At 64.1% G+C, this 25,071-nt stretch carries 24 protein-coding genes and 1 riboswitch; of the genes, 9 read left to right on the forward strand and 15 right to left on the reverse strand.

Features of this window, described 5'->3' with window-relative positions; all coding sequences use genetic code 11:
- Positions 1-51 precede the first annotated feature (51 nt).
- Complete coding sequence (locus tag ACOGXA_RS12895; RefSeq protein ID WP_419924274.1) at positions 52-2,154, forward strand: glycoside hydrolase family 2 protein; 2,103 nt, start codon at positions 52-54, stop codon at positions 2,152-2,154.
- A gap of 87 nt (positions 2,155-2,241) precedes the next feature.
- Here the strand turns inward: ACOGXA_RS12895 and ACOGXA_RS12900 are convergent, their stop codons facing one another.
- Complete coding sequence (locus ACOGXA_RS12900) at positions 2,242-3,543, reverse strand: DUF222 domain-containing protein (protein WP_419924275.1); 1,302 nt, start codon at positions 3,541-3,543, stop codon at positions 2,242-2,244.
- 111 nt (positions 3,544-3,654) lie between these two features.
- Positions 3,655-4,989, reverse strand: coding sequence for a Fic family protein (locus ACOGXA_RS12905; RefSeq protein WP_419924276.1), 1,335 nt, complete (start codon positions 4,987-4,989; stop codon positions 3,655-3,657).
- Between the two features lie 180 nt (positions 4,990-5,169).
- On the opposite strand from ACOGXA_RS12905, the gene ACOGXA_RS12910 reads away from it, so the two are divergent.
- The 6 genes from ACOGXA_RS12910 (at position 5,170) to ACOGXA_RS12935 (ending at position 9,823) form a co-directional block, all read left to right on the forward strand.
- Positions 5,170-5,424 (forward strand): type II toxin-antitoxin system Phd/YefM family antitoxin, encoded by a 255-nt coding sequence (locus tag ACOGXA_RS12910; protein ID WP_419924277.1) that lies wholly within the window; start codon positions 5,170-5,172, stop codon positions 5,422-5,424.
- Positions 5,421-5,810: a type II toxin-antitoxin system VapC family toxin gene (locus ACOGXA_RS12915; protein WP_419924278.1), complete on the forward strand. Its 390-nt coding sequence runs from the start codon at positions 5,421-5,423 to the stop codon at positions 5,808-5,810. Before ACOGXA_RS12910 ends, ACOGXA_RS12915 begins: the two co-directional genes overlap by 4 nt.
- A 64-nt stretch (positions 5,811-5,874) precedes the next feature.
- Positions 5,875-6,678 carry a succinate dehydrogenase cytochrome b subunit gene (locus ACOGXA_RS12920; RefSeq protein WP_419924279.1) on the forward strand — a complete coding sequence of 268 codons (804 nt, stop codon included), beginning with the start codon at positions 5,875-5,877 and terminating at the stop codon, positions 6,676-6,678.
- Positions 6,678-8,600 (forward strand): fumarate reductase/succinate dehydrogenase flavoprotein subunit, encoded by a 1,923-nt coding sequence (locus ACOGXA_RS12925; RefSeq protein ID WP_419924280.1) that lies wholly within the window; start codon positions 6,678-6,680, stop codon positions 8,598-8,600. Before ACOGXA_RS12920 ends, ACOGXA_RS12925 begins: the two co-directional genes overlap by 1 nt.
- Positions 8,601-8,608: 8 nt before the next feature.
- Positions 8,609-9,364, forward strand: coding sequence for a succinate dehydrogenase/fumarate reductase iron-sulfur subunit (locus tag ACOGXA_RS12930; protein WP_419926984.1), 756 nt, complete (start codon positions 8,609-8,611; stop codon positions 9,362-9,364).
- A 15-nt stretch (positions 9,365-9,379) separates the two neighbouring features.
- The gene (locus ACOGXA_RS12935; RefSeq protein ID WP_419924281.1) at positions 9,380-9,823 is read left to right on the forward strand and encodes an OsmC family protein; all 444 of its coding nucleotides are present in this window, start codon (positions 9,380-9,382) and stop codon (positions 9,821-9,823) included.
- Between the two features lie 41 nt (positions 9,824-9,864).
- On the opposite strand, the gene ACOGXA_RS12940 is transcribed toward ACOGXA_RS12935, so the two are convergent.
- On the reverse strand, positions 9,865-10,305 hold the full coding sequence (locus ACOGXA_RS12940; protein ID WP_419924282.1) for a hypothetical protein: 441 nt from the start codon (positions 10,303-10,305) through the stop codon (positions 9,865-9,867).
- Between the two features lie 29 nt (positions 10,306-10,334).
- Positions 10,335-13,523, reverse strand: coding sequence for a RecQ family ATP-dependent DNA helicase (locus ACOGXA_RS12945; protein ID WP_419924283.1), 3,189 nt, complete (start codon positions 13,521-13,523; stop codon positions 10,335-10,337).
- Positions 13,524-14,359: 836 nt separating this feature from the next.
- Between ACOGXA_RS12945 and ACOGXA_RS12950 the strand changes: the two genes are divergently transcribed.
- Positions 14,360-15,292: a DUF368 domain-containing protein gene (locus ACOGXA_RS12950; RefSeq protein ID WP_419924284.1), complete on the forward strand. Its 933-nt coding sequence runs from the start codon at positions 14,360-14,362 to the stop codon at positions 15,290-15,292.
- Here the strand turns inward: ACOGXA_RS12950 and ACOGXA_RS12955 are convergent.
- Positions 15,252-15,905, reverse strand: a complete 654-nt coding sequence (locus ACOGXA_RS12955) for a hypothetical protein (RefSeq protein ID WP_419924285.1) — start codon at positions 15,903-15,905, stop codon at positions 15,252-15,254. The two genes, ACOGXA_RS12950 and ACOGXA_RS12955, sit on opposite strands and share 41 nt — an antisense overlap.
- Positions 15,906-15,932: 27 nt before the next feature.
- On the opposite strand from ACOGXA_RS12955, the gene ACOGXA_RS12960 reads away from it, so the two are divergent.
- Entirely contained in the window at positions 15,933-16,304 is a 372-nt protein-coding gene (locus tag ACOGXA_RS12960; RefSeq protein WP_419924286.1) for a hypothetical protein, read from the forward strand.
- On the opposite strand, the gene cobT is transcribed toward ACOGXA_RS12960, so the two are convergent.
- The 10 genes from cobT to ACOGXA_RS13010 form a co-directional block, all read right to left on the reverse strand.
- Entirely contained in the window at positions 16,301-17,341 is a 1,041-nt protein-coding gene (gene cobT, locus ACOGXA_RS12965; RefSeq protein WP_419924287.1) for a nicotinate-nucleotide--dimethylbenzimidazole phosphoribosyltransferase, read from the reverse strand. The two genes, ACOGXA_RS12960 and cobT, sit on opposite strands and share 4 nt — an antisense overlap.
- Entirely contained in the window at positions 17,334-18,251 is a 918-nt protein-coding gene (gene cbiB, locus ACOGXA_RS12970) for an adenosylcobinamide-phosphate synthase CbiB (RefSeq protein ID WP_419924288.1), read from the reverse strand. The genes cobT and cbiB overlap by 8 nt, the downstream gene beginning before the upstream one ends.
- Positions 18,248-18,967, reverse strand: a complete 720-nt coding sequence (locus ACOGXA_RS12975; RefSeq protein WP_419924289.1) for an adenosylcobinamide-GDP ribazoletransferase — start codon at positions 18,965-18,967, stop codon at positions 18,248-18,250. The genes cbiB and ACOGXA_RS12975 overlap by 4 nt, the downstream gene beginning before the upstream one ends.
- Positions 18,967-19,503 carry a bifunctional adenosylcobinamide kinase/adenosylcobinamide-phosphate guanylyltransferase gene (locus ACOGXA_RS12980; protein WP_419924290.1) on the reverse strand — a complete coding sequence of 179 codons (537 nt, stop codon included), beginning with the start codon at positions 19,501-19,503 and terminating at the stop codon, positions 18,967-18,969. Before ACOGXA_RS12980 ends, ACOGXA_RS12975 begins: the two co-directional genes overlap by 1 nt.
- A 25-nt stretch (positions 19,504-19,528) precedes the next feature.
- Entirely contained in the window at positions 19,529-20,104 is a 576-nt protein-coding gene (cobO, locus tag ACOGXA_RS12985) for a cob(I)yrinic acid a,c-diamide adenosyltransferase (protein ID WP_419924291.1), read from the reverse strand.
- Positions 20,101-20,919: an ABC transporter ATP-binding protein gene (locus ACOGXA_RS12990; protein WP_419924292.1), complete on the reverse strand. Its 819-nt coding sequence runs from the start codon at positions 20,917-20,919 to the stop codon at positions 20,101-20,103. Before ACOGXA_RS12990 ends, cobO begins: the two co-directional genes overlap by 4 nt.
- Entirely contained in the window at positions 20,916-22,013 is a 1,098-nt protein-coding gene (locus ACOGXA_RS12995; protein WP_419924293.1) for a FecCD family ABC transporter permease, read from the reverse strand. The genes ACOGXA_RS12990 and ACOGXA_RS12995 overlap by 4 nt, the downstream gene beginning before the upstream one ends.
- A gap of 17 nt (positions 22,014-22,030) precedes the next feature.
- On the reverse strand, positions 22,031-22,948 hold the full coding sequence (locus ACOGXA_RS13000) for an ABC transporter substrate-binding protein (RefSeq protein ID WP_419924294.1): 918 nt from the start codon (positions 22,946-22,948) through the stop codon (positions 22,031-22,033).
- A 52-nt stretch (positions 22,949-23,000) separates the two neighbouring features.
- Positions 23,001-23,142, reverse strand: a riboswitch (adenosylcobalamin (AdoCbl) riboswitch).
- Positions 23,105-24,004, reverse strand: coding sequence for an aminotransferase class I/II-fold pyridoxal phosphate-dependent enzyme (locus ACOGXA_RS13005; RefSeq protein WP_419924295.1), 900 nt, complete (start codon positions 24,002-24,004; stop codon positions 23,105-23,107). Its footprint overlaps the riboswitch before it by 38 nt.
- Complete coding sequence (locus ACOGXA_RS13010; protein ID WP_419924296.1) at positions 24,005-25,027, reverse strand: malate dehydrogenase; 1,023 nt, start codon at positions 25,025-25,027, stop codon at positions 24,005-24,007.
- Positions 25,028-25,071 lie beyond the last annotated feature (44 nt).

Genomic DNA, 25,071 nt, shown 5'->3' on the forward strand with positions numbered 1-25,071 from the left:
TTTTCTGCTCTCCTTGTTTGTTTTGAGAAAAGGGGAAATAGATTTGTGGGAGTGGAATTGGGTGGGAAGTGGGTTGCGGCGCCGGGGGGCGGGGGGCTGTTGGGGTTTCCTGATGAGGGGTTTGATGACTCTGGCTGGGTCTCGGTGCCAGTGCCCGGGCATTGGGAGCGGGTGTCGGACCTGGGCGGCGAAACTGAGGTGCGGTATCGGCATCGATTCAACCAGCAGCCTCCGGCGGCGGGTGAACGACGGTGGCTGGTGTTTGAGGGCGTGCTGTACCAGGCCGACATCTGGCTGAACGGAGGTTACCTGGGCGATGTGGAGGGCTACTTCATGGCCCACCAGTTCGACATTACCGAGGCCATGGGCGGTCGGCGTGAGCACCTTCTGGCCTTGGAGCTTTCGTGTCCGCCCCGCTCGCCCGACATCTCTGGTAGCCATATGCTGGGCGCACTGGGACAGGCGCCGGAGCTTCTGCCGCCGGGCAACTCCGGGGGGCTGTGGGCGCCGGTCAGAGTGGAGAGTACCGGCGAGGTCCGCATCATGGGTCTGCGGGTGGCCACTCTAGGTGCTTCAGAACGGCGGGCGGTAGTGGCCTTGCAGGCCGATCTGGACGCTTCCCGAGCGGGCCTGGTGCGCCTCCGCACTGCGGTGGGCGAGGTAGAGCACTCCGACGATCATGTCTTGGCCGCCGGCCTAAACCATGTGGAGTGGCGGGTGGCTGTGCCGGAGCCGCGCCGGTGGTGGCCTCACCGGCTCGGGGATCAGCCCCATTACGACGTCGTCGTGGAGGTGGGCACCCCACAGGGCAACCTGAGCGACCGCCGGAGAGTGCGAACTGGGCTGCGAACCGTGGAGATGGACCGGTGGCAGTTCTCCATCAACGGCGTGCGCATGTTCCTCAAGGGGGCCGGCTTCGGTCCGGCCTCCCCGTGGTGGGCGGAGGTGGACGAGGCTGATGTGCGCCGAGATGTGGGGCTGGCCAAAGAGGCGGGGTTGGACCTGATTCGCTTGTACGGCCATGTGGGCCCGCCCGCGCTTTACCAGGCGGCCGACGAAGCCGGCATTTTGATCTGGCAAGACCTGCCCTTGGTTGGGCCGTTCCCTCAGGGCAGTCGGAACACAGCCACCGACTGCGCCCGGGCAGCAGTTGGGGCGGTAGGGGCCCACCCCAGCGTCATGCTGTGGTGCGGCCACGTCAACCCCTTGGGCGACAGCGCCAGCAGAGGAAGCGAGAGTCCTCCGGGCATGGCCCGTCACCTAGCGTCTCACCAGCGGCCGAGTTGGAACCTCTCGGTGCTGGATCGGAGCGTCAAACGGGAACTTGAGCGGCGAGACCCCTCCCGTCCGGTGGTGGCCTACTCCGGGGTGCTCCCCCATCTGCCCCGCCTCGACGGAACCGACACCCACCTTTGGCTCGGCTGGAAGCGGGGCTTCGAACGGGATCTTGAGCAGTTTGCGGCCCGCTGGCCTAGGGCCGTTCGCTTCGTATCCCAATTCGGCGCCCAGTCCCCTCCCCAGGAGATGCCGCTGCTCTGCCCGGAGACATGGCCTGACCTGGACTGGGCCAGACTGGCCCGCGATCACGGGCTGGACGCCACCGCCATGAACCGCCATGTCCCGCCCCGCGACCACACCACGCTGGAAGACTGGCAGGAAGCGGCGTGGGCCTATCAGGCCATGGTGGTACGGCGGCACATCGAAACGCTGCGACGGCTCAAGTACCGACCGGCGGGCGGGTTCTGCCAGCACTTCTTCGCCGACTCCCATCCCGCGGTGTCCACTGCGCTGCTCGACTGGCAGCGCTGGCCCAAACCCGCCTACGAAGCGCTGGCCAAAGCCTGCCAACCGGTCATCGTGGTGGCCGACCGGCTGCCCCCCGAGCTGACCCCCGGCGACGAGTTATCGTTCGGCGTCCATGTGGTGAGCGACCGCCAAGAACCGGTGGCTGGGTTGCACGTCGAAGCCGCCCTGGAATGGCCCGGCGGCAGCCAAACCTGGAGTTGGGCCGGAGAGGTGGGCAGCGACGAGTGCGTTTTGGTGGGAACCATCAACTGGAGAATCCCCGACGCCTCCGGCCCCGCCGCCCTCCACCTGCGCCTCACCGGCCCCGCCGAAGCCACCAACCGCTACGACGCGGTGATCTACGGGTAGCTGGCCGCCGGGCAACTCATACTAGAGCTGCACCTACTTGGGTGGCAGCGGCTTGAGTGGCAGCGGCTTGAGTGGCAGCGGCTTGAGTCAGGCAACTTGCTCAAGAGTTACTGCCTCAGGTCGGCGTTCACACTCTTGACGAGGTATTCGTGTTGGCGGTCGGCGGTCGAGCGGCTGTTTTTGCGGTGGTTTGACTACGAATCGTCCAGTGTTGGGATCCTGTTCGACGAGGTAACCCTGCTTGTGGACTCTCTTGTGGCACCGGGGGCAGAGCAGCACGAGGTTGGTGATATCAGTAGGGCCTCCTTCGTCCCACCATTTGATGTGGTGGGCGTCGCAGGCAGTGGGGCGCATGCCGCAGCCGATGCAACCCCGGTCTCGGCGGTACAACGCGAGCTTTTGGGCCTGGGTGACTGAGCGCTGTTTGCGTCCCAACCAGAGGGGTTGCCCGTCGGCGGTGAAGATCACGGGCACAATGTCGGCGTCACAGGCGATGTGCCGCAGCTCGTCGACGTCGATGGGGGTGCCGTCGATGAGCCCGGCATTTTGGAGCTTGTCGACCAGCACGTCGTAGTCAACGCTCACCACCAGCGTGGTCTTCTGCGGCGAGAGATCCCCGCAGTCGGCCTCTTCGCAGTCAGCGCCAACGGCGGCTTCCTCCTGGTTGGTTCGCGCCGCAGGCTGTTGGCTGATGAGTGCGACCAAGGCGTCGGCATTGCGCTGTTCGAAGGTGCGCTCCTCACCGGTCGCGGAGTCATCACGCAGCATCTGCGAGTTCAGCTGCTCCAACGCCGCCCTAACCCGCTCGCCGGCGATGCGGTCCAACTCGGCGTACACCACCACCATGTCGTCGTCGCCGTCGAACACCTTGGCGAATCGGCGGGCCCGTTGCCTCTCGGTACGGCTCAACCCGTCCTCTGCCTGGCGCTGATCCTCCATGGCGGCCAACGTCTTGCGGAAGTGGTCGCAATCCAGCTTGATGGCCAACGGGATCAATTCAAGTTCTTCTTCCAAGTCAAGCGGTACCCGGGCATGGGATTCAGCCACAAGCTGGGCGTGGTCCATGGTGATCCAACCGTCCTTCGCAGCCTGGAGTATGTTGGGCAGCCCGTTGAGCATTCCTGCGGTCTTTGCCTGCTTGCGAGCCTTGTACCTGGAGATGCCGAACTGCGAACACACTGCGGCAACTGCTTCGTCTCCTTCCAATTGCCCCAGGCGGCCCAACAACGCCGCCACATAGCCATCAAGCCGCCGTCGGGCAACATCAGCCTGCAACACCAGTCTGATGAGATCCGATGAGCCCATCTCGGAGAAATCCACCATCGCAAAATCGGCGATATCGCCTTGCGCCTCAGTGGCGTCTCCCTTGGTAGAAGCTCCAAACTCCATACCAACCATGATACCGACGACGGTGACAACTACCCCTGATCAACTCAGTTGTGAGGACAACAATTCGACTTTTGACAAATGATATTGAAACTGAATTATATTTCTTTATTTTCAGGGAACGTTGATCGAATTAAGGATACTTTCAGCAATTCGCCTCGCTGCTGCACTTGGTTTGAAATTGCGAGACTCTCCGTCTGGGAGTCTGCCAATCCACTGATCAACGTTGGGCAATTCAAGAGTTAGTTCAGAGATTCCGGGAGAGGCTAAATCATCGAGGACCCATTTTCTTTCTCCAGACTTGTCAGGAACTGACCAATAGATTGATGGCCCTTCTCCTATATATTGCGAGTGACGCATCTCGTAGCTTCTAAAGCCAGTCCAAGCCAGATAGCGTCGACTTCCAATACCTGATACTTCAGCATTGACGCGAAACAGCCACGAGTTCCCGGCGGCATTCCCCTGGGAGAGAGAAACATAGTCCTCAATGGACAACTCGCCCTCATACCAAAACGTCGAGACCCGCCCTATGCCTTCAAACGCGACTTCAAGGGCATCATTCACCAGTGAGAAGAGTAAGCGTACCGCATCATTCCAGATGCCTACCTGACGTTTCTGCGCTTCCATGAGCTCAGCTCGTGCACGGTCATAGCCCTGCTCGGCTGAAGCTGTGTGTTCTAGACGGCGCAGAGCGTCCTCAGCCCGTTCCACCACCAACTCAACGATGGGTCCAAGATCTCCTCCCAGGTCAGACTCAGCAAGCGCCTCGTAGTACCTCAAGCGATCCTTGCGACGAATGATCACACTAGGAAGGCCTGCTCGGATCAGCTCCAAGTTCATTACCGCACGGGAGGTCCGTCCATTGCCATCAGCGTACGGATGGATATGGGTCAGCCATGTGTGAAGCACTATTGCTCGCAGCAAGGCTGACGACCCGCTGTTGCCGACTGACCACTCCTCCCAGTCCTCCATCCCTGCCATGACTTCAGGCCAAGTAGCAGGAGGGGTGTGGGGGGAACCAGAAATCCAGACTGGGTGAGAGCGAAAGAGACCTGCTGTAGAAGCATCTGCCAAGATCAGCTTGTGCAGCTCTTTGACCTGCTCAATGTTCGTAGCAGCTGGTTCTTTGGCCAGTTCTACTAGGCGTTCCAGGGCATTTGAGAGGTTGATGGCATCTCGAGTATAGGCCGGATCATGTCCGGTGATCGTGACGCCCTGCATGATGGCAAGCTCTGTCTCGCCAGCGCTCAGGGTGCTTCCTTCGATGGCATTCGACTCGGCGATCTGCTCAAAACGAGTGTCGCCGAAATAGGCTCGAAGAGTCTGCTGTGTAAGTTGACCCTCGTTGCGAAGGAGGTCAACCCGACTTTCCAAATCCGCGGCTTTTTCTACAGCCCACTTACCGGTCTCTTCCAGGCTGTATGGACTGCCGTCCAAATTGATCGTCACGTCTTGCTCCTACAGCGTCCCTTGAGTCTTGCACTTGACGGCCACGAAGCTGACTCATTTGACCTGAGACGGCCATTGCACACGCGCAACAACTCGAGCCTGATCTCGTCATCGGTAATCTCTGAATCGGTTGCGCTCACGCCGGTCGGCGAATAGACTTAGTTTACTGAACTAAGCTAAATGGAGGCCGCGATGCGGGTGGTCAATATGCATGAGGCCAAGACCCACCTCTCAAAACTCGTTGAGAGAGCGGTTCATGGCGAGCCGTTTATCATCGCCCGTGCGGGGACTCCGCTGGTCATGGTTGCCTCGCTGGAGATGCCAGAGCCGGGCGCCATGCGCCGAACAGGATTCCTGACCGACATTTCGGTGCCTGAGGACTTCGACCAAATGGGCGGATCCAAGCTCCAAGCCCTCTTCGAAGGCGATACGTGACCTTCTTATTGGATACCCACATCTTGCTGTGGGCCGCGGGAATGCCTGAACGCCTTCCCGGCGACGCTCGGGCTCTGATCGAAGATCTGTCTTCAGAGCTGTACTTCAGCGCGGCGTCGCTTTGGGAGGTCGCCATCAAGAACGGGCTGGGTCGGGCCGACTTCAAGGTCGACCCCCGCTTGCTGCGCCAGGGGTTGCGCAACAACGGATACCTGGAGCTAGCGATCACAGGAACCCATGCCGTGGCCGTGGACACCCTGCCCCCCATCCACAACGATCCCTTCGACCGCCTCCTGATCGCCCAAGCCCATGCCGAGGCGCTGACGCTGCTGACGGCCGACGCGGTAGTCGGGCAATACCCCGGTCCCATCCGCGTATTCGGCTAGCAGTCCGGTCCAAGCCCCGGTTCGGCTAGTCGGCAGGAGCGGGGCGCCGGTACCGTCGGCGTTGATGGCCCAGACCATGACGAGAGTGAGCACGCCGCCTCCGGTGCGGTCGGCGCCCAGGGTGAGGCTTCCATGGCCGCTCAGCATCTACCAGACTGCGGTGGGCAAGAAGTGGGTGATGGGCCTCACCGGGGCCGCCTTGCTGGGTTTCATCGTGGTCCACATGATCGGCAACCTCCACCTGTATGAAGGGCCGCTGGAGATCCACGAGTACGCCGAGACCCTGCGGGATCTGGGCACCAAGCTCTTGCCCCGCACCTGGCTGCTGTGGGCCATGCGCATCGGGTTGATCGCCGCCTTCGGCCTTCACATCCACTCGGCCTACTCCCTGAGCCGGATGAGCTGGGCCGCGGACAAGCGCTACCCCGGCGGCCGGAGCTACATCGCGGCCAACTTCGCCTCTCGCACCATGCGGTGGACCGGCCCCGTCATCGGGCTGTACCTCTTCTACCACCTGGCCGATCTCACCTGGGGGTGGTTCAACCCCGACTTCGTGCGGGGCGACCCCTACCACAACGTGTCGGAGAGCCTGAGCAGCATCCCGGTGGCGATCCTCTACATAGTGGCCAACACCGCTCTGGCCGTCCATATCTTCCACGGCACCTGGAGCATGTTCCAGAGCCTTGGGATCAACAGCCCCCGCTACAACCACCTGCGCCGCTACCTGGCCGCTGGGCTGGCCGGGATCATCCTGGTGGGCAACCTGAGCTTCCCGATCTTCGTGCAGGCCGGGGTGATCGACGACAACGGGCGCTCGATCGTCGAGCAGCTCGAACTCCAGGGCTCCGCTGACGGAGAGGAGTACTGATGCTCGGCTCGCTCGACGCCCGAATCCCCGCTGGATCGCTGGACAGCAAGTGGACCGACCACAAGTTCTCCATGCCGCTGGTGAACCCCAACAACAAGCGCCGCTTCGACGTGATCGTGGTGGGCTCGGGGCTGGCCGGTGCGTCGGCCGCGGCCTCGCTGGGCGAGTTGGGCTACCGGGTCAAGGTGCTCACCTATCACGACTCCCCCCGCCGGGCCCACAGCATCGCCGCCCAGGGCGGCATCAACGCGGCCAAGAACTACCAGAACGACGGCGACAGCGTCTACCGCCTGTTCTACGACACCATCAAGGGCGGCGACTACCGAGCCCGGGAGGCCAACGTGTACCGCCTGGCCGAGGTGTCGGTGGACATCATCGACCAGGCCACCGCCCAAGGGGTGCCGTTTGCCCGGGAATACGGCGGGCTGCTCGACAACCGCTCCTTCGGCGGCGCCCAGGTGTCGCGCACGTTCTACGCCCGGGGCCAGACCGGCCAGCAGCTTTTGCTGGGGGCGTACTCGGCGCTGATGCGCCAGGTTGCCGCCGGCACGGTGGAGCTGCACACCCGCTCAGAGATGCTGGAGTTGGTGATGCACGACGGCCGGGCCGTGGGCGTGGTCACCCGCGACCTCATTACCGGCGAGATCGTTCCCCACTCGGCCCACGCCGTGGTGATGGCCACCGGCGGTTACGGCAACGTGTACTTCCTGTCGACCAACGCCAAGATGTGCAACGTCACCGCGGCGTGGCGGGCCCACCGCAAGGGCGCCCTGTTCGCCAACCCGTGCTACACCCAGATCCACCCCACCTGCATCCCGGCCAGCGACGACTTCCAGTCGAAGCTGACCCTGATGTCGGAGTCGCTGCGCAACGACGGGCGCATCTGGGTGCCCCAAGCCCACGACGACGGACGCGATCCCCACGAGATCCCCGACGCCGACCGCGACTACTTCCTGGAGCGCAAGTACCCCGCCTTCGGCAACCTGGTGCCCAGAGATGTGGCCTCCCGTAACGCCAAGGGGGTGGTGGACGAGGGCCGGGGTGTGGGACCACTGCGCAACGGCGTCTACCTGGACTTATCCGGTGCGGTGGCCCGCGACGGCGAGGCGGTGATCCGGGCCAAGTACGGGAACCTGTTCGACATGTACGAGCGCATCACCGGCGAGGACCCCTACCGGGTGCCCATGCGCATCTACCCGGCCACCCACTACACCATGGGCGGGCTGTGGGTGGACTACGAGCTGATGAGCAACGTGCCCGGCCTGTTCGTGCTGGGCGAGGCCAACTTCAGCGACCACGGCGCCAACCGGCTGGGGGCTTCCGCACTCATGCAGGGGCTGGCCGACGGCTATTTCATCCTGCCCTACACCATCGGCAACTACCTGTCCGATTTCCTGGGCGATCCCGCGCTTGGCACCTCCGAGCCGGTATTCGCCGACGCCGAGCAGGCGGTGGCCGACGAGATGGCCCGCTGGCTTTCGACCGGTGGCACCCGCTCGGTGGACCACTACCACCGGGAACTGGGCAAGCTGGTGTGGGACTACATCGGGATGGCCCGCAACAAGACCGGCTTGGAGAAGGCGATCTCGGAGATTCCCGCGCTGCGGGAGGAGTACCACCGCGATGTGCGGGTGCTGGGATCGGCCGACACCTTGAATCAGTCGCTGGAGAAGGCCGGCCGGGTGGCCGACTTGTTCGAGCTGGCCGAGCTAATGGCCCGAGACGCTCTGACTCGGGAGGAGTCGTGCGGCGGGCATTTCCGGGAGGAGCACCAAACCGACGACGGCGAGGCCCGGCGCGACGACGAGAACTTCACCCACGTGGCTGCCTGGGAGTGGAACGGCGAGGGCACCCCCCAGACCCGCCACCGTGAGGAGCTCGAGTTCGAAAACGTGGAGCTCACCCAGAGGAGCTACAAGTGAGCTCTGAGATCAACCTCACGCTTCAGGTTTGGCGCCAGCCCGGCCCGCAGGCCGAGGGCCATTTCGTGACCTATGAGGCCAGCGGCATCAGCACCGACGCCTCGTTCTTGGAGATGCTCGACATCGTCAACGAGCGGCTGATCGAGGCGGGCGAGGAGCCAATCGTGTTCGAGTCCGACTGCCGGGAGGGCATCTGCGGCACCTGCGGGCTGATGATCAACGGCCAGGCCCATGGCCCCCAGAAGGGCACGGCCACCTGCCAGCTCCACATGCGCAGCTTCAGCGACGGCGACCACATCGTGATCGAGCCGTGGCGGGCCACGTCGTTCCCGGTGCTGCGGGACTTGGCGGTGGACCGCCGGGCCATGGACGCCATCATCGCCTCCGGTGGCTACATCTCGGTGAACACCGGCGCCGCCCCCGACGCCAACCTCACCCCGGTGCCCAAAGAGGCGGCCGACACCGCCTTCGACGCCGCCGCCTGTATCGGCTGCGGGGCCTGCGTGGCGGCCTGCCCCAACAGCGCGGCCCAGCTTTTCACCGCGGCCAAGGTGCAGCACCTGAACCTGCTCCCCCAAGGCCAGGCCCAGCGGTGGGCCCGCACCGAGGCCATGGTGGAGACCATGGAGGAGTTCTTCGGCTCGTGTACCAACCACGGCGAGTGCGAAGAGGCCTGCCCCAAGGAGATCCCCATCGACTTCATCGCCTGGACCAACCGGGACTACATCAAGGCCAAGGTCAAGAACCGCAAGCTAGCTGGTTAGCTGTAGCGTCAAAGCATGACCACCGTAACCGCCGACCTCAAGGTCCAGGCTGGCCAGGATTATTCAGTGGAGCTCCGAACCGGCTCGCACGTATGGGGCGCTGACGAGCCTGAGGACCTGGGGGGCGGTGATACTGCCCCCAACCCCTATGAGCTCCTCATGTCGTCGGTGGCGGCCTGCACCTGCATCACCCTGTCGATGTACTGCCAGCGCAAAGGTTGGAAGCTCCACTTGATTTCGGCCCGGTTCGAGCACGACCGGGTTCATGCCCAAGATTGCGACGACTGCGAGGCCGACGCCTCAGGCTACGTCGACCGGGTGCGCAGCCAGATCTTCATCGAAGGTGACTTCGACGTCGACCAGCGAGCCCGTTTGGAGGACATCGCCCGCCGCTGCCCCGTGCGCAGAACCCTAGAAGGAGGCATGTCCTTCACCACCGAAGCCGTTTTCGCAGGCTGACGCCAGCCGATTCAGTAGGTCTCGTGTCAGAATCGAGGTTCTTAGCCTAGGCCGTGTTTGCTCCGCATGCGCTCTGGCAACGACTGCACCTTGGCCCGCAATTCTGAAAGTTCTCGGCGAGCTTCGTCCCGTTCAGCGCGGATGCCATCTCGCAGCAATTCCACTTCCTCGCTAAGAGCGGCAACGTCGTCTCGAATGGCCTTGACCGTCCCTTGGTCGAAGGCAGTTTCGGCAGCAGCGACGACCGCTTTGAGCGAGGCGAGAAGTTCCGTGCCCAGTTCACCAACCGGGCTGAGCGCTTCAACCGCGGTGTGAAGTGCATCACTAGACCCGTTCAATGCACTTGTGAGGTGGCTCTGTTGCTCTTGGTAGCCGGAGAGAGCAATCACCTTGTCGCGGAGTTCCTCAAGGATATCTGTTGCGTCGGCAAATCGCCGGGCCGACGCATCGAATGAGCTCGTCGGGCTCGCAGTGTTGGTCATCTCTTTTTCCTTTCAGTCGTTTCCACCGCTCAACCAGGAAGCGACCCGGTGCTAGTAGCGGCATGTTCGGCCATTTCGCTGGCAAGCGCGACGCCCTCAGCAAGTTTGAATACAGCAAGGTGAGGACTTAGCTTCCAATTCGAGTCAAGCCACGCATTCACCCTTTCACACGCCGGGAGCGCAGTACGGGTGGCCGCGACTACCGCGGCAGCCATCGCTAGGCGCTCATCTGATGACTCGGATTCAGTTGAGGGGGTTGATGCAAACCGCTCCAACAGATGTACCGCCATCAGTTCTGCATCGCCCTTGTCGGCCTGATATCGGCCCAGGGCGCTCAACATTGACTGATGCAAGCCAACTTCGAGATCGTCCGCCGACCCCCCGAAGAGCGCCCCGGCAACAGCACGAGAGGCGAGAAGTCCAGGGTGATCGGGATACGACCCAAGCAGGCGAGCGGCCGCGGCCCGCCATTGTCGGGCATCGTCGGCGCTGGCGATCTCCTTCCATTCATCTGTCCAGTTGGAGTAAGAGAATACGGTCTGCTCAGCGAGACGCTGAGCGGTGGTCGACGGGACGCCTTCGGACAGATAGTCGAGGATGCCCTGGCGGACCTGCTCCCCGTCCCTTTGCCCGACTCGGGCGAGTTCCCACATCTCAAGGAGGCTCCGCTGGCGAGCCTTGCCGATCGTCTCGTAGATGAACTCGGCCAGCATCCTGCTGCACTCCCGAACAGCGCTGGGAGCGTCAGGGAGGTGGGGGAGACGAGCGCGGAATGCCTCAACTTGCCCCGGTTGGGAACGAGCCACGAACCGAAGCAAGCTATCGGCGATCTCCTCCGGAGCGGCATCCGACATGATGACCACTGCTTTCTCGCTTTTCCCAAATCCTTCGAGGCAGTAGTCCTCTACAACGCCGAGCACTGCAAGCCGGTGGAGCGCTCGCTTTGACGCGTTCCTCTTGTCCTCGTGTTCGCCAAGAGGAACGCTGTGACTTGAACAAAGTTTGCCGTACACCTCTACAGTCGTCTCGACATCCTTGTCCACACTGGGAAATGCCTGATTGTGGAATCGCAGGACGGTGGAAATATCGTCGGGTTCGGGGCGCGGGCCACCCCTGCTAGACGAGGGCCTGTTCTGCCCTGACTCCAGGCGCTCCTTGCTCTGCACCTGGCTGTTCTCCGCGAGTATCAACACGCTCTTTGCTGGCTGCCGGTTGCGGCCAGCTCGCCCCACCTCCTGGTAAAACGCCTCAATTGACTGCGGCAGGCCATAGTGGACGGTCCACCTAATGTTGGGCTTGTCGATACCCATGCCAAACGCTTTCGTAGCGACAATGGCCGTGGCCTCGTCTCGTTTGAATTTCTCTGCGTTGAGGTGCCTCTCCGTGTTCCATTCACTGCGATTTCGGCTTCTTGGAGCGGTGGTGGAAAAACCGACCGCGGTGGGGATGATCGAGTTGACTGCGCTAAGAGCTCGGTCCATGCTTCGGTGCTTCCCGTTCACGGTGGGGATGAAGACGATTCCTGGCAGCCTTCCTCGTTCCCGGAAAGCGGTCGGTTGTTCGCCGAAGGAAGACGGCAGAGTTCGGAGCACATCTTTCAAGATCGCCTCTGACATTGCTGGTTTGGTTATAGCCACCTCATAGGAGAGTTCTGCCCGGTCGAACGATGTCGGACTGATGATGCTCTCCGGTGAGTCGCCTGAGATGCCCAGTTGGAACAGGACATCGGACAGCACAGCCCGAGATGCGGTTCCAGTCAACGCCAGAATCGGCACAGCGTTGAGGCCCGACGGATCGCACACCTTCCGGGCGGTCCTGCCGAAGTTCAAGTAGGCGTCTCGGAAGTCGTGGCCCCACTCAGACACGCAATGCGCCTCATCGACCACCACCAGACTCACTGGGGTGGAGCGAGCAGAAGCGGCGAGCATGTCCCGGAACTTCTGCCGTTGCAGCCGCTCAGGGGCCACAAAAAGGAAGTAAGCGTCTTCTGCGACACCCAAGCCGCTCTTGCTGTTCTGGGCGGTGATTCCAACAGCGCGGTCGATTCCCTGGGCGGTCAGCCCGCCGATCTGATCGTCGATCAGCGCAGTGATCGGATCGACCACTAGCAAGCGTCCGGGGAGGATCAGTCCAGCCAGCTGATAGATCATGCTCTTGCCAGCCCCTGTGGGGAGCAGCACGGCACAGTCCCTCCCAGCGAGCGCTGTCTTTATGGCCTCGAATTGCCCGGCCCTAAACGAGTCCTTGGCAAACACCGCCTTCATCACTGCTTCCAAAGCCAGGCGAAATCGATCTGGCTCGGCGCCCACCGGCCGGAAATCCACCTTGGGTCGAACAGGGTCGCGGGGCAGCGCCAGCACACCCGTTGATCGGACCACTACCGCCAGGGGCCCATCGTCTATAGGTTCGGGAAGCCGCTCGAACGGGGACCAATGGCTTCCCAGCAACACCCGAACCGAAGCAGGTTCGCTTCCATTTGCACCACGGTTAGCCGTCTCGGTAAGCACATAGCTGAACCCGCTGATGTCCTGTCTCCTGTAAATGCACTCTGTGCTGCCCCTGCGAAACACCGCTACCTGAGGCGCAAGCTTGTCAGCACCCCAAATGTCCGCAACTGCCGCCAGCGTCTCTAGGTACGGACCAATCAGCTTTGGCGATAGTTCCGTAGGGTCAGACACATCAACCACCCAGCGATCACCTGACAGGAAACCAGCGTCGATAGCTTCACACACAGCTAACACCAACCGATGCGTCTGAACCGGCCCCCACACCATCGGATGCCAGGCTTGACGGCCAGACTGAGCGTCTGCCTGCTGCCCGCATCGAGCTTCGGTAACTGTCTTCAACACGTCGCTGAGCCCCGGACCGCGGCCAGCTCGTAGTTCTGAAGTCGGCACACGCACCGTGCGAATCCCTGCCTTCAACAGCAAGCGATCCCTCTGCTCGTCAACCAGTGTCGCATCCTCGTGCTGAGTACCATCCACCTCGAACACCACCGGCTCTGACCCAGGAGGACAAAACAGGAAATCACATCGGCGTTCGCCTTCGATCTCGGCATCTACCCCAGCGGCAAAAGCAAGCATTTCTAGCGGCGGTTGAGGGACCAGCCACATCGCAGAACCTGGGCGGTGCTGCTCTATCCGCTCGACCAGTTGTTCTTCGTACTCCGAATCGCACAATCCCTGAGAGATCGCCGACTTCCCCTTGGAAGGTACCAAGAAATCCTCATCCCTCGGCTCAGGTATATCGACACAGGATTCAAGAAGCTGCTTTTCCGTCTCAGGGTGTACTGGTGGTGCTGGACCTCTGGCTAGCAACCTCAGCAGCGTCCCAATTGCTGCCGCCTCCGCTGCCGACAACTTGCCCGGAGACCTATCCCCTTCTCGGCTCTCCCGGGCAATCCAACAGCCCAACAAATGCTCGGATCGACCTTCAGGAAACGCTCTCAGCGAACCGCCGGCCGAAGCTATGCGGACCGTCCACCCTTCTCGAACAAACGTCCCATCAGCCCAGTCCACTCTCCGCCGCATGTCGCCACCATCGGAGTCGGATTCCAAATCTTCGACAGCCGCAGGCCCAGCAGTGTTGGGGGCCATTGTGGCTTGACGTTCTGAGGGCTCTGCCCCAGCCGCTTCAGTTCTACCGATATGCTCTCTGGCAGTTTCCGGCGATGTTTCGGCGCGCGCTCCGGATCTGTGACTGTTGTTAATCTGAACCCTTCCCCAGCACTCTGGAAAGGTCGGACACCCCCAGAACTGATTTCCTACGTTCTTCCCTCGCTTGACGGTCCTCAACACCATTTCCAAATCGCATTTCGGACACGATGGCGGCTGCGGCTCCTCTTGGGTTCGGCCTCCAGATGCCATTTACACCGCTCTATCTTCTGACACAATCACAACCGATGAGAATACTCAATTGAGGCAAAGCGCCCATAGCGGGAGATATCCGGTGCACCATCTGGCTGCTTGCCCATGAATGACGCCGACACAGCCCATACCCTTGGCCCGTGAGTTCTTCCCTAGCCGTTTTCGCCGGCTGACTTCTGACGCTTGCCATGTGGTCTAGAGCGAGGGAATCCGCCGGGCAGGTGGTGCGGGGGGTGCTCATGGGAGCGGCTGATGTGGTGCCCGGGGTGTCGGGGGGCACGGTGGCGCTGCTGCTGGGGATCTATGCCCGGTTGATCGACACCGTGCGGGCCGGGGCCGGTGTACTGGGCGCCCTGGTGCGGGGCCGATGGGGAGAGGCGGGGCACCGGCTGCGGAGCTTCGACTGGTGGTTCGCCGTGCCGCTGGTGGTGGGGATCGGGGCCGCGGTAGTGGGGCTGGCGTCAGTGATCGACGATCTGTTGGCCGATGAGCCCGAGGCCATGGCCGGGCTGTTCTTCGGCCTGGTGGGGGCGTCGGTGGTGGTGGCCTGGCGGCTCTTGACCCGCCCTAGTGTAGGGCTCGTGCTCGTGGCGCTAGCGGTGGGCGGGCTGTTCTTCGGATTGCTGGGGATCCAGTCGGGGCCAGTGGCCGACCCATCGGCCCTTGCGCTCTTCGGAGCGGGAATCGTGGCGGTATGCGCCATGTTGCTGCCTGGCATCTCCGGGGCATTCATCCTGCTGATGATCGGGGTGTATCCCGCGACCATCGGAGCTGTAGATGACCGATCTTGGGCCGACTTGGCCGCACTCGGCGTCGGGGCCGTGCTGGGATTGGCCCTGTTCTCCAACCTGATCGGCCAGGTTCTGGACCGCTGGCACGATCCGACCCTGGCGGTGATGGTGGGGTTGCTGTTGGGCTCGCTGCGGGTGCTGTGGCCCTGGCCCGCCGGTGTGGGCGTGATCAGCCGCCACGCCGAAGAGACCATCGACGGCACGGGCCTCGGATGGGCCCCCGCCGCCGACCTGTGGCTTCCTGCCTTGCTCGCCGTGGCCGCAGCCTCGTTGGTCCTCACCTTTTCGGCTATGGCGTCGACAACAGGTGATTCCTCTCGGTCCAGGTAGGGCCGTCGGGGGTGGAAACCAGGGATCGCTCGAGGCGGGAGCGTTGGGCGGTGTCGGGGTGGTCGATGGGGAGGGGGGCGGCAGCCATGACTGCGCCGTCGGTGGGGCCGTTGGTCCATTCTCTCTCCCACCAGGCGGGCAAACCCTCCCAATGGAAGCGCCGGCCCCGGCCTTCTAGCTCGTAAGACTCATCGCCTACCAGTACCAAGCCGTGAACCACATCGTGCAGGCCATCGGCAGCCTCCCACTCCAACTCCAGGCCGTAGGGCACCCGGTCACCCCAGCCTCGGTCAAATAGCTCTTCGGGGTCGTCCAACGCCACCGCAAACGCCTCCAGGTCCACAGTGAAATGCTCGTCGGGGATCTGCTCAATGAACTCGGTCCACAGTCCGGGCGCCCGCAGCTCCAGGGTGGATGGCCGAGGCAGTGGGGCGTCGGTCTCAACCAGCACCACCGGGCGGCGATCAGGACCGACGAGCGCCGACCAGAACCAACTCCGTCCCAGGTTGGGCCACACCGTGAGCTGGGCATAGCCGCCGAGCGATCCGTCGGACGCGGCGAAATCGCCGTACCAGGATTCAGCCCACAGTCGGTGCGTCGGTGCTGCCGTCATAGCTCGTCATCGGTACCGTAGGGCCTGGTGCCGGCGTACTTGAGCGAAGAGTGGATTCAGGAAGCGGATGCCGCGCTGCGGGCGTCGGGACTGTGCACGGCAGACGGAGAGCGATTCGCAGTGGAACAGCGGGTGGGCGAAGTGGTGTTCCACATAGTCATCGACGACCAGGGTGCCCGCGTCTGCGCTGGGTCGGCTGTCGATCCTGCGGTCGTGCTCAGCCAGAGCCGAGACACCGCGGTGGCCATTGCTCAAGGAGAGCTATCGGCCGAGGAGGCGGTTTTGAACGGCCTGACCGTCGTCGATGGTGACCCGCTGGCCCTGTTGTCCCACCACAAGGTTCTGGCCCGGGCCAACGACGTGTTCGCCGACCTTCGATCCCGCACCGACTGGGGCTAGCGGTTGGGCAAGTCAGCCATGTCGGCCAGCGCCCGGGCAGATGCTTGTACAAGGGGAAAGGCCAGGCAAGCCCCGGTTCCCTCTCCTAACCGCAGATTGAGGTCCAGCAGAGGGTTCAGGCCCAGGTGATCGAGGACGATGGATGCGGCCGGCTCGCTAGAACGATGGCCGGCGATCGCATGGGCCGCAGTACCGGGGGCGAGGGCATCGGCTGCACACAGGGCGGCCCCGGCGATCACGCCGTCCACGATGTAGGGGACGCGGTTTTGGGCCGCGGCGACGTACAACCCGGCCAGGGCGGCGATCTCAAACCCGCCGGCGACAGCCAGCACTTCAAGGGGGCCGGTGCAGCCTTGGGTTCTCTGGATGGCAGCGGTCACCAGCCGGCGCTTGTGGTCGAGACCTGCGGCGGGGACACCGGCCCCATGCCCGGTCACCTCTTCCGCTAGCCGGCCCGTGAAAGCTCCGATCAGTGCAGCCGCGGCCGTGGTATTGCCGATGCCCAAGTCGCCGCCGATGAGGCAGTCGGCCCCCGCCTCAATTTGCTCAGATGCGATCCGTATGCCCACCGCCACGGCCGCCTCGGCCTGGTCGGGAGTCATTGCCGCCCCGGTAGCGATGCTGGCGGTACCGTCGGCCACTCGCTCAGACCTCACCCCGGCAAGCGGGGGAAGCGGGGTCTTTACCCCCACGTCTACCACCACCACCTGAGCACCCACCGCGTCGGCGAACACCGAGATGGCGGCCCCTCCGCTGCTCACCGTGGCCACCATGGCCGCGGTGATTTCCGACGGCCACGCGCTGGCTCCGTCAGCCACCACCCCATGGTCACCGGCGAACACAACCACCACTGGCCTGCGGGGCGCGGGAGGCGGACAGCGACCCGTGACTCCGGCAAGGTGGACACCCAGGTCTTGCAGTCGCCCCAACGCGCCGGGGGGCATGGCCCGAGTCGCCCACCGTTGCCGGGCCAACTCCATGGCCTGGACGTCCAGAGGGGGAACCGACGGAAACGGGTGCGAGCCCACCTCAGCCACCACTTCGACCCAATAGCCAGTCGATGAGCCAGGTAAGCATCAACAAGACGACCGCGGCAATCTCCACCCGGTCGGCCAGGCGGACGGCGGCTTCGATGTCATCGGTCTCTGGACGAGAACCTGTGCCGAGAAACGGGCGGTTTTCGACCACGCCCTCGTAATCGAGTGGTCCGCCGAGCTTTCGATCCAGCACGGCAGCCATCGCGGCCTCAGCGACACCGGCGTTGGGCGACGGGTGGGAAGGGGCGTCTTGGCGCACCGCTTTTGCAATCTGGCGAACTCGTTCCTGATTCAACACGGCAACCAGTGCCGCGAAGATTCGGGCCGGGATGTAGTTGGCTGCATCGTCAAGGCGGGCTGCGGCCCAGCCGAAGTTCCGATACCGCTCATTTCGCCGCCCGACCATGGCGTCCATGGTGTTGATGGACCGATAGGCGGCGGCACCGGGAGCACCGGCCACTGCACCCCAGAATGCGGGGGCAATCACGGCATCAACACTGTTCTCGGCAACCGATTCGATAACCGCGGCGGCTATGGCCGACTCGTCGAGTTCGGCAGGGTCGCGCCCAACTAGCGATGGGAGTGTGGCCCGGGCCGCAGGTAGATCTCCGTCGGAGATCGCTTCTCCGATGCTCAGGGCGGTACGGCGGAGTTCTCGGCCGGCGGCGGCGACTGCTACCGCAGAGGCCGTTGAGCGCATCATGCGGCCCCCAACTGCACCAATAGCCACCCCAACTGCGGCATAGGCCACTCCCGCCAGGCGCCGATCAGCCCAAAGCGTGTGTTCGACACGCTCCATGATCTGTCCAAACCCGGCAACCGGATGGACATCAGGAGGCGGTTCCCCCACCAATCGGTCGATGAACAAGCCCGCCGCCGCACCCAGGCATCGCCCTCCTAGCCGGCTCATGGGTCGACCACCAGTGCGAGCAGCGCGGCGGTTTCAGCAACCATGATCACCGCTCCCAGCACATCGCCGGTGAACCCGCCCAGTCGTCGCCACGCCAACACCACGACTCCGACTGCTGCTGCCACCGCGACCCCGGCCGCCACTGCACCGGTAATTCCTTCGATCAGCACCAGTGCGGCAATCGCCGGTGCCAGCCACAGTGCCAGCCAACGTCGGGCGCCGGCCATAAACGGATCGGCCAACCCGCGGGGACGGGCGTAGGGCACGATGGCCGGAACCAGGGCGACCAGGGTGCGGCTGATCGCCCAGATGGGTACGAGAGCCAGCGATTCGACGCTGTCAACCGCCAGCGCTGACCAACGAGCCCCCAACACGACCACCACCGCTGCTACGGCGAACGCACCTACGTCGGGACGGCTCATGACAACCAGCCGCCGGTCCCGTTCCATATGGGGAAGCAGGCCGTCGGCGCTATCGGCCAGTCCATCGAGGTGCAATCCCCCGGTAAGCACGAGGTCGGCAGCCACCACCAGGATTCCAACCACCATCAGGGGCCACAGCTCACCCGTCCCCCAGTGGACGCCAGCCAAAACCGTCCCCATCCCGGCACCAACCATTGGAAACCACCACAAGGCCCGGGCCTGGGGCACCTGGCCTCGGCCGAAGACAGTCAAAAAGGCCACCGCGCCCATCGCTGCCGGCCGTCTCATCGCCATCAGACCACCTCATCGGGGCCGGACAACTCAAGGACCCGTCCGGCCACCACCAGCAAGACTCGATCAGCTACGGCAGCAACCTGCTGGTTCAACATCCCCAGAACATCGACATATCGTCGGCCCAGTTCGCTGGTCGGGTGGACCGCCAGCCCGACCTCTTCAGAGACAATGACAGTGGGGGCATCTCGGCTGGCAACTGCGGCCAAGAGATCGTCGGCGTCAACGGCCATATCTGGATGCAGGGTCACCCAAGTGCCCAGCGAGTCGACCAGCACCAGGCTGTCGCTTTCTTTCAGAACTCTGGACAGGTCATCGGGCGTCTCGCACTCGACGGTGCTCCAGTGGTCGGGACGACGGGACTTGTGGGCCCCGACACGGGCGGCATGGTCGGCATCGCTCGGATCGACCGCGGCAGTAGCCACATAGACCGCTGTCGCATCCAGCGAAGCAGCAATCGACTCCGCAACCCCCGACTTGCCCGAGCGGGTCCCGCCCAGCACCAACACGATCATGACCGCCTCCCCCGCTCTACCCACCAATAGCGATCGCCGAACGCGTTGGTCAATAGTCGAGGCCCTTCTTGGCTCGGATCTGGCGGTCGAAGGCGTGCTTTACCTTGACCATCTCGGTCACGGTGTCGGCCACTTCGACCACCTCGTCGACCATGTCCCGGCCGGTCAGGATCACGCTCACCTTTTCAGGACGTGACTCCAGCGCGGCGGCCACGTCGGCGGCGTCGATCCAATCCCAGGTCATGGCGTAGCTGATCTCATCGAGGACCACCAGGCGGTACTCGCCGCCGGCGATGAGCTGGGCCGAGAAGTCCCAGGCGGCCACGGCCTTGGCCTTGGTCTCGTCGATGTCGTCTGATTCCCAGGTGAACCCGTCGCCGGCCGAGAACCACTGCACACCGAGCTCGCGGCACACTTTCTCCTCGCCGGTGTTCCAGTTGCCGCTCTTGAGAAACTGCACCACCGCGGTGGGCCACCCTCGGGCGACGGCCCGGAGCACGGTGCCGAAGGCCGCAGTCGACTTGCCCTTGCCGTGGCCGGTGTTGACCATCACCAGCGAAGGCGCCGACCGCAACTCTGAGATGTCGTAGGGGCGCTCCTCTCGGGGGGCGGATTCGGTGCTCATGGGGTCTCCTCTGGGGGTCGAGTCCGACGGCGAGACGCGGGCAGCACCACCAGCTCGCCGTCGATTGATTGAACAGTAAGCGAAGTGCCATACACGGCCGACAGCAGATCGGACCTCAGCACCTCGTCAGGGCTGCCCTGGGCCACGATCCGACCGTGGTCGATGAGAATGAGGCGGTCGGCGAACCGAGCCGCCGCGCTCAGGTCGTGCATGGCGGCCAGCACACTCAGCCCCTCGGTGCGGCGCAAGTCATCCACCAGTTCCAACACGGATACCTGGTGGCCCAAGTCGAGAGCGCTGGTGGGTTCGTCCAACAGCAGCACCGGGCATTGTTGGGCCAGCGAGCGAGCTACCACCACCTGCTGGGCCTCCCCGCCCGACAGGGTGGACACCAATCGGTCGGCGAACTCCCCTAGGTCAAGGCGGTGCAGCACCGAAGACACGATCTGGCGGTCGGACCGCGACTCACGGGCCAGCCAGCCCAGGTGTGCGGTCCGGCCCAGCAGCACGTACTCGGCCACGGTCATGCCCTTGGGCAACTCCGGGAACTGTGGCACCAGGGCCACGTCGGTAGCGCCCGGAGCACGGCCATCGCCCAATGCCACGGCGCCGTCGAAATCGGCCAGCCCCACAATCGACCGCAGCAGGGTGGATTTTCCCGCACCGTTGGGGCCGATGATGCCCAGCCATTGCCCGGTGCCCAACTCCAGGTCGACACCGCAGACCACTTCGTGGTCGCGGAAGGAAACTCGCATCCCCCGACAGGACAGAGCTGGCGCTGGCCTGCGGGCATCCAGCAGCCCGGTGGAGCTCATGTGGAACTCCACCGATCTCGCCACAACACGAGAGCGAAGAACGGCGCGCCCACAAACGCGGTGATGACCCCCACGGGCAGCTCCGATGGCGCCAAGAGGGTGCGGGCGCCGATGTCCACAAAAGCCAAGAACGCCGCCCCGACCAACGCGGAGAGAGGCACGATCACCCGATAGCTGTGGCTGATGAGCAGGCGGACGATATGGGGGACGACCAAACCGACAAAGGCGATCAGCCCGCTCACCGACACAGCGGCCGCGGTCAGAAGCGACGCAGCCACGATCACCAGCAGGCGGGACCGGGCGGGGTCCAGCCCCAGAGAGCGGGCCTCGTCGTCGCCCACCCGGAGGACATCGAGGTGCCTGCGGTGGACGAAGAGCACAGCCCCGCACACCGCCGCGTAGGGCAGCAGCAGCCACACCTGCGTCCAGCCGGTGGTGTTGAGCTGCCCGAACAGCCACGACAGCACCTCCCGGGCCCGGGTCTCGTCCAACTGCTGGATGGCGTAGGTCTGCGCGGCCGAGAACAGGGCGGCCATGGCCACCCCGCCCAGCAACAGCGTGGCCGGCGACGCCCCCCCGCCCCGAGCGATGGCCATCGACGCCACCACTGCCACCAGTGCTCCCAAGAAGGCGGCGGCCGGCACCGTGTCGAACGGTCCCCAGCCCAGGTCGAGTCCGAACCCCAGGGCCAGCACGGCGCCAAATCCCGCCCCGGCCGAAACTCCCAACAGGTAGGGGTCGGCCAGCGGGTTCCGAAACACCCCCTGATAGGAGGCCCCGGCCACACCGAGCGATCCTCCCACCAGCATCCCCAGCACCAGTCGGGGGAGCCGGATCTCGAACAGGATGCTCTCCTGGGTGGCCGACAGCGTCGATTCGATGCCGAGCATCGGAATCCAGTCGAACAGGGCGCTGAACACCCCGCTTACTGGCAGCCCAGCAGCTCCGCTGGAGGCGCTAAGCAATCCCACCGCTACCAGTACCGCCAATCCGATGAGGATGGCCGTCGCCGACATCCCGAAAGCCCGCCGCACCGCCGGATGGGCGGCATCGGTATCGGTCAAGACGGTGGTTGAAAGGGACGCTTCGGCCATCTCAGTGCCTGTGAAGACTAGGAAACCGACTCGGCAACTGCCTCGAGGGCCTCGGCTACCGCTTTGATGAACTGGGGCAGTCGCGGTCCCCAGCGGGAGGCGATATCGGCGTTGACCACCACAATGTTTCCGTTGCGCACCGCCGACACCTCGCCCCAGCCGGGCCGGGCAGCCACATCGTCGACGGTATAGCCCACCTGATCGGTGATCACGATCAGCTCGGGATCGGCCTCGACAATGTACTCCTCGGTCAACTGGGGGTACCCGTAGCCGTCGGTGTCGGCCTCGTCGGCGATGTTGACAGCGCCCATGGCGGCGTACACCGCGCCGATAAAGCTGGAGGAGCTGGCTGAATAGAGTGCGTCACCCAGCTCGTGGTACACCCGCACCGGCGCATTGGGGGCTGCGCCCAGGGCGTCGGCGATCTCGGCGCGCAAATCGGCCACCAGCGCGGCCGCCTCGTCTGCTCGGCCGACGGCCATGCCGATGTCGGCAACGGCGGCATACCCGCCCTCGAAATCGGCGGGTGCCGAACTCAACAGCACCTCAATGCCGACTGCTTCCATCCCGGCCATGAGGTCGTTGGCGTCGTTGGAGATCACCACCAGATCGGGTTCGTAGGAGAGCACCGCCTCCACGTTGGGGTCCCATCCCGACAGGTCGGTAACGGGGGCCTCCGGTGGGTAGTAGGAGAATTGGTCGACTGCCACAACCTGATCTCCGGCGCCGATGGCAAACAAGATCTCGGTTGCCGTGGGCGACAGCGACACGATGCGCTGAGGCGGCTTGGGGGCAGCTTCAGTCGGGGCCGGCTCGGGCGCAGGCGCCTCAGTTGCCGGTACCTCGGCAACATCGTCATCGTTGCCGCAGCTAGCTCCCAAAAGGGCGAGAGCAAGCAGCAGCACGGAGAAGAGTCGGAACGGACGTCGGGGCATATTCACCTCCTGTTGATCGAGGAACGGAAGCTCGATCGGCAGGAGCCCTGCCCTCGAACCAACCCAACCCTCGGGGCTTATGGCTCGTTTCAGCGCAAAGCTCGACCGGACTTACTGGTTCAAGGCCAGTTCACCGTTGCGGGACAGTGCCGGAATCTAACCGGACTTCGCCTCCACGCCGGCCCGAATCATAGCCGACTCCAGGCGGGCCAACCCCACCGAATCGGGCACTCCTACTCGCACATACTCCGACATCCCGAAACTGGAGCAATCCCGGACCACCACCCCAAGGGGCGCCAACTGTTCCCGCAACCCAGGCGCACGAACCAATACCCATGGTGCATCGGCATCCTCTACGACGAACCCGCGACGGCGAAACACCTCTGCCAACTCCTTGCGAGCAGTGGCGATGGCTTCCGACCAGGCCGGCAAGTCAGCCGACTCCAAGAGCTCCGGCAGCGCCGACACCGCCAGCGAGCCAACCGACCACTGGGATTGGTGGCGGGAAAACCGCTCCACATCGTCGGCAATGATGTAGCCGAGCCGCAGACCGGGAGAGGCAAACACCTTGGTAAGTGAGCCCACCACGACCGCGGCCCGTCCCGCCGTCCATCGTCCGGTGGCCAGCGGATAAAACGCCTCATCCCACACGTCTGCGATCTCGCCGAAGTCGGCCAAGCGCCCGCTGGGATTGTGGGGGTCGCTGCGCCACACCGGCCCGTGGGAGTTGCGGGGATGCAGACCGAATTCGGGCTCGGCCCAAACCCGGCCGCCGATCTCCTGGGCCACCAACGAGATGGCCTCGCTGCCCCCATTGGTCAGGATGACCCGTTGGGGGTCGACGCCGATGGCGTCGGCCAGGAGCCGAGCGGCTTCCCACGGGTCGGGGTATCGACGCACAGCATCGAGATGGCGGGCCAGCATCGACGCCACATCAGGAGCGAACGGATTGGGACTCTGCGACAGGTCGAGAACAGATTGGGGGTCGATACCCAGTGCCCGGGCAATGCGAGGGCCGTCTCCGCCGTGAGGACCGGCAAGAGGGATATCGGGCAACTAGATCAAGCCCAGCTCGGCCACCGTGTCGCGCTCTTCGACTAGCTCGGTCACTGTGGCGTTGAGGCGGGATTGGGAGAAATCGTTGAGTTCTAGGCCGCCGACGATGGACCACTGGCCGTCGGAAGTGGTGCAGGGGAACGACGAGATGAGGCCTTCGGGGACGCCGTAGGAGCCGTCGGAGGGGACGGCCATGCTCACCCAGTCTCCGTCGGCGGTGCCGTGTACCCAATCGTGAACGTGGTCGATGGCCGCGTTGGCCGCCGAGGCCGCGCTGGACAGGCCGCGGGCCTCGATGATGGCTGCGCCCCGCTTCTGCACTGCGGGGATGAACTCATCGGCGATCCACCCCTGGTCGCCCACCGCCTCAGCGGCCGTCTGGCTGCCAACTCGGCAGTTGAACAGGTCGGGGTACTGGGTGGCCGAGTGGTTTCCCCAGATGGTCATCCGGCTCACCTCTCCCACCGTCACCGCAAGCTTGGCCGAGAGCTGGGCCACGGCGCGGTTGTGGTCGAGGCGGGTCATGGCGGTGAACTGCTCAGCGGGGATGGCGTCGGCGTTGTTCATGGCGATGAGGCAGTTGGTGTTGGCTGGATTTCCCACCACCAGCACCCGCACGTCGTCGGCCGCCCCGGCGGAAAGCGCCCGCCCCTGGGTGGTGAAGATAGCGCCGTTGGCCTCCAGCAGGTCTCGGCGCTCCATGCCCTTGCCCCGGGGCCTCGACCCCACCAAAAGGGCGTAGTCAACCCCGTCGAATGCCTCGTTGGGATCGTCGGTACACACCTTGCCGGCCAGCAGCGGGAAGGCGCAGTCGTCTAGTTCCATGGCCACACCGCCCAGGGCGTCCATGGCCGGGGGGATCTCCAGCATCTGGAGCACCACCGGCGTGTCGGGGCCGAGCATCTGCCCGCTGGCGATTCGGAACAGCAGGCTGTAGCCGATCTGGCCCGCAGCTCCAGTCACAGCCACTCGAACGGGCTGTTCGTGATCACTCCGGCTAGGCGCCGAGTTGGGTTCGCTCACCGAAAGGTCTCCTTTGGGCAGAAAGGGTTAGGAAGGACTATCGG

The organism is Candidatus Poriferisocius sp. (genome assembly GCF_965208475.1).
Taxonomy (GTDB): domain Bacteria; phylum Actinomycetota; class Acidimicrobiia; order Acidimicrobiales; family Bin134; genus Poriferisocius.

Bases quoted from the DNA above. Each gene is read 5' to 3' on its own strand.
- ACOGXA_RS12900 (WP_419924275.1), bottom strand. From the start codon at position 3,543: ATGGAGTTTGGAGCTTCTACCAAGGGAGACGCCACTGAGGCGCAAGGC.
- ACOGXA_RS12910 (WP_419924277.1), top strand. From the start codon at position 5,170: ATGGAGGCCGCGATGCGGGTGGTCAATATGCATGAGGCCAAGACCCAC.
- ACOGXA_RS12920 (WP_419924279.1), top strand. From the start codon at position 5,875: ATGGCCCAGACCATGACGAGAGTGAGCACGCCGCCTCCGGTGCGGTCG.
- ACOGXA_RS12925 (WP_419924280.1), top strand. From the start codon at position 6,678: ATGCTCGGCTCGCTCGACGCCCGAATCCCCGCTGGATCGCTGGACAGC.
- ACOGXA_RS12935 (WP_419924281.1), top strand. From the start codon at position 9,380: ATGACCACCGTAACCGCCGACCTCAAGGTCCAGGCTGGCCAGGATTAT.
- ACOGXA_RS12940 (WP_419924282.1), bottom strand. From the start codon at position 10,305: ATGACCAACACTGCGAGCCCGACGAGCTCATTCGATGCGTCGGCCCGG.
- ACOGXA_RS12950 (WP_419924284.1), top strand. From the start codon at position 14,360: ATGTGGTCTAGAGCGAGGGAATCCGCCGGGCAGGTGGTGCGGGGGGTG.
- ACOGXA_RS12955 (WP_419924285.1), bottom strand. From the start codon at position 15,905: ATGACGGCAGCACCGACGCACCGACTGTGGGCTGAATCCTGGTACGGC.
- cbiB (WP_419924288.1), bottom strand. From the start codon at position 18,251: ATGAGCCGGCTAGGAGGGCGATGCCTGGGTGCGGCGGCGGGCTTGTTC.
- ACOGXA_RS12975 (WP_419924289.1), bottom strand. From the start codon at position 18,967: ATGGCGATGAGACGGCCGGCAGCGATGGGCGCGGTGGCCTTTTTGACT.
- cobO (WP_419924291.1), bottom strand. From the start codon at position 20,104: ATGAGCACCGAATCCGCCCCCCGAGAGGAGCGCCCCTACGACATCTCA.
- ACOGXA_RS12990 (WP_419924292.1), bottom strand. From the start codon at position 20,919: ATGAGCTCCACCGGGCTGCTGGATGCCCGCAGGCCAGCGCCAGCTCTG.
- ACOGXA_RS12995 (WP_419924293.1), bottom strand. From the start codon at position 22,013: ATGGCCGAAGCGTCCCTTTCAACCACCGTCTTGACCGATACCGATGCC.
- ACOGXA_RS13000 (WP_419924294.1), bottom strand. From the start codon at position 22,948: ATGCCCCGACGTCCGTTCCGACTCTTCTCCGTGCTGCTGCTTGCTCTC.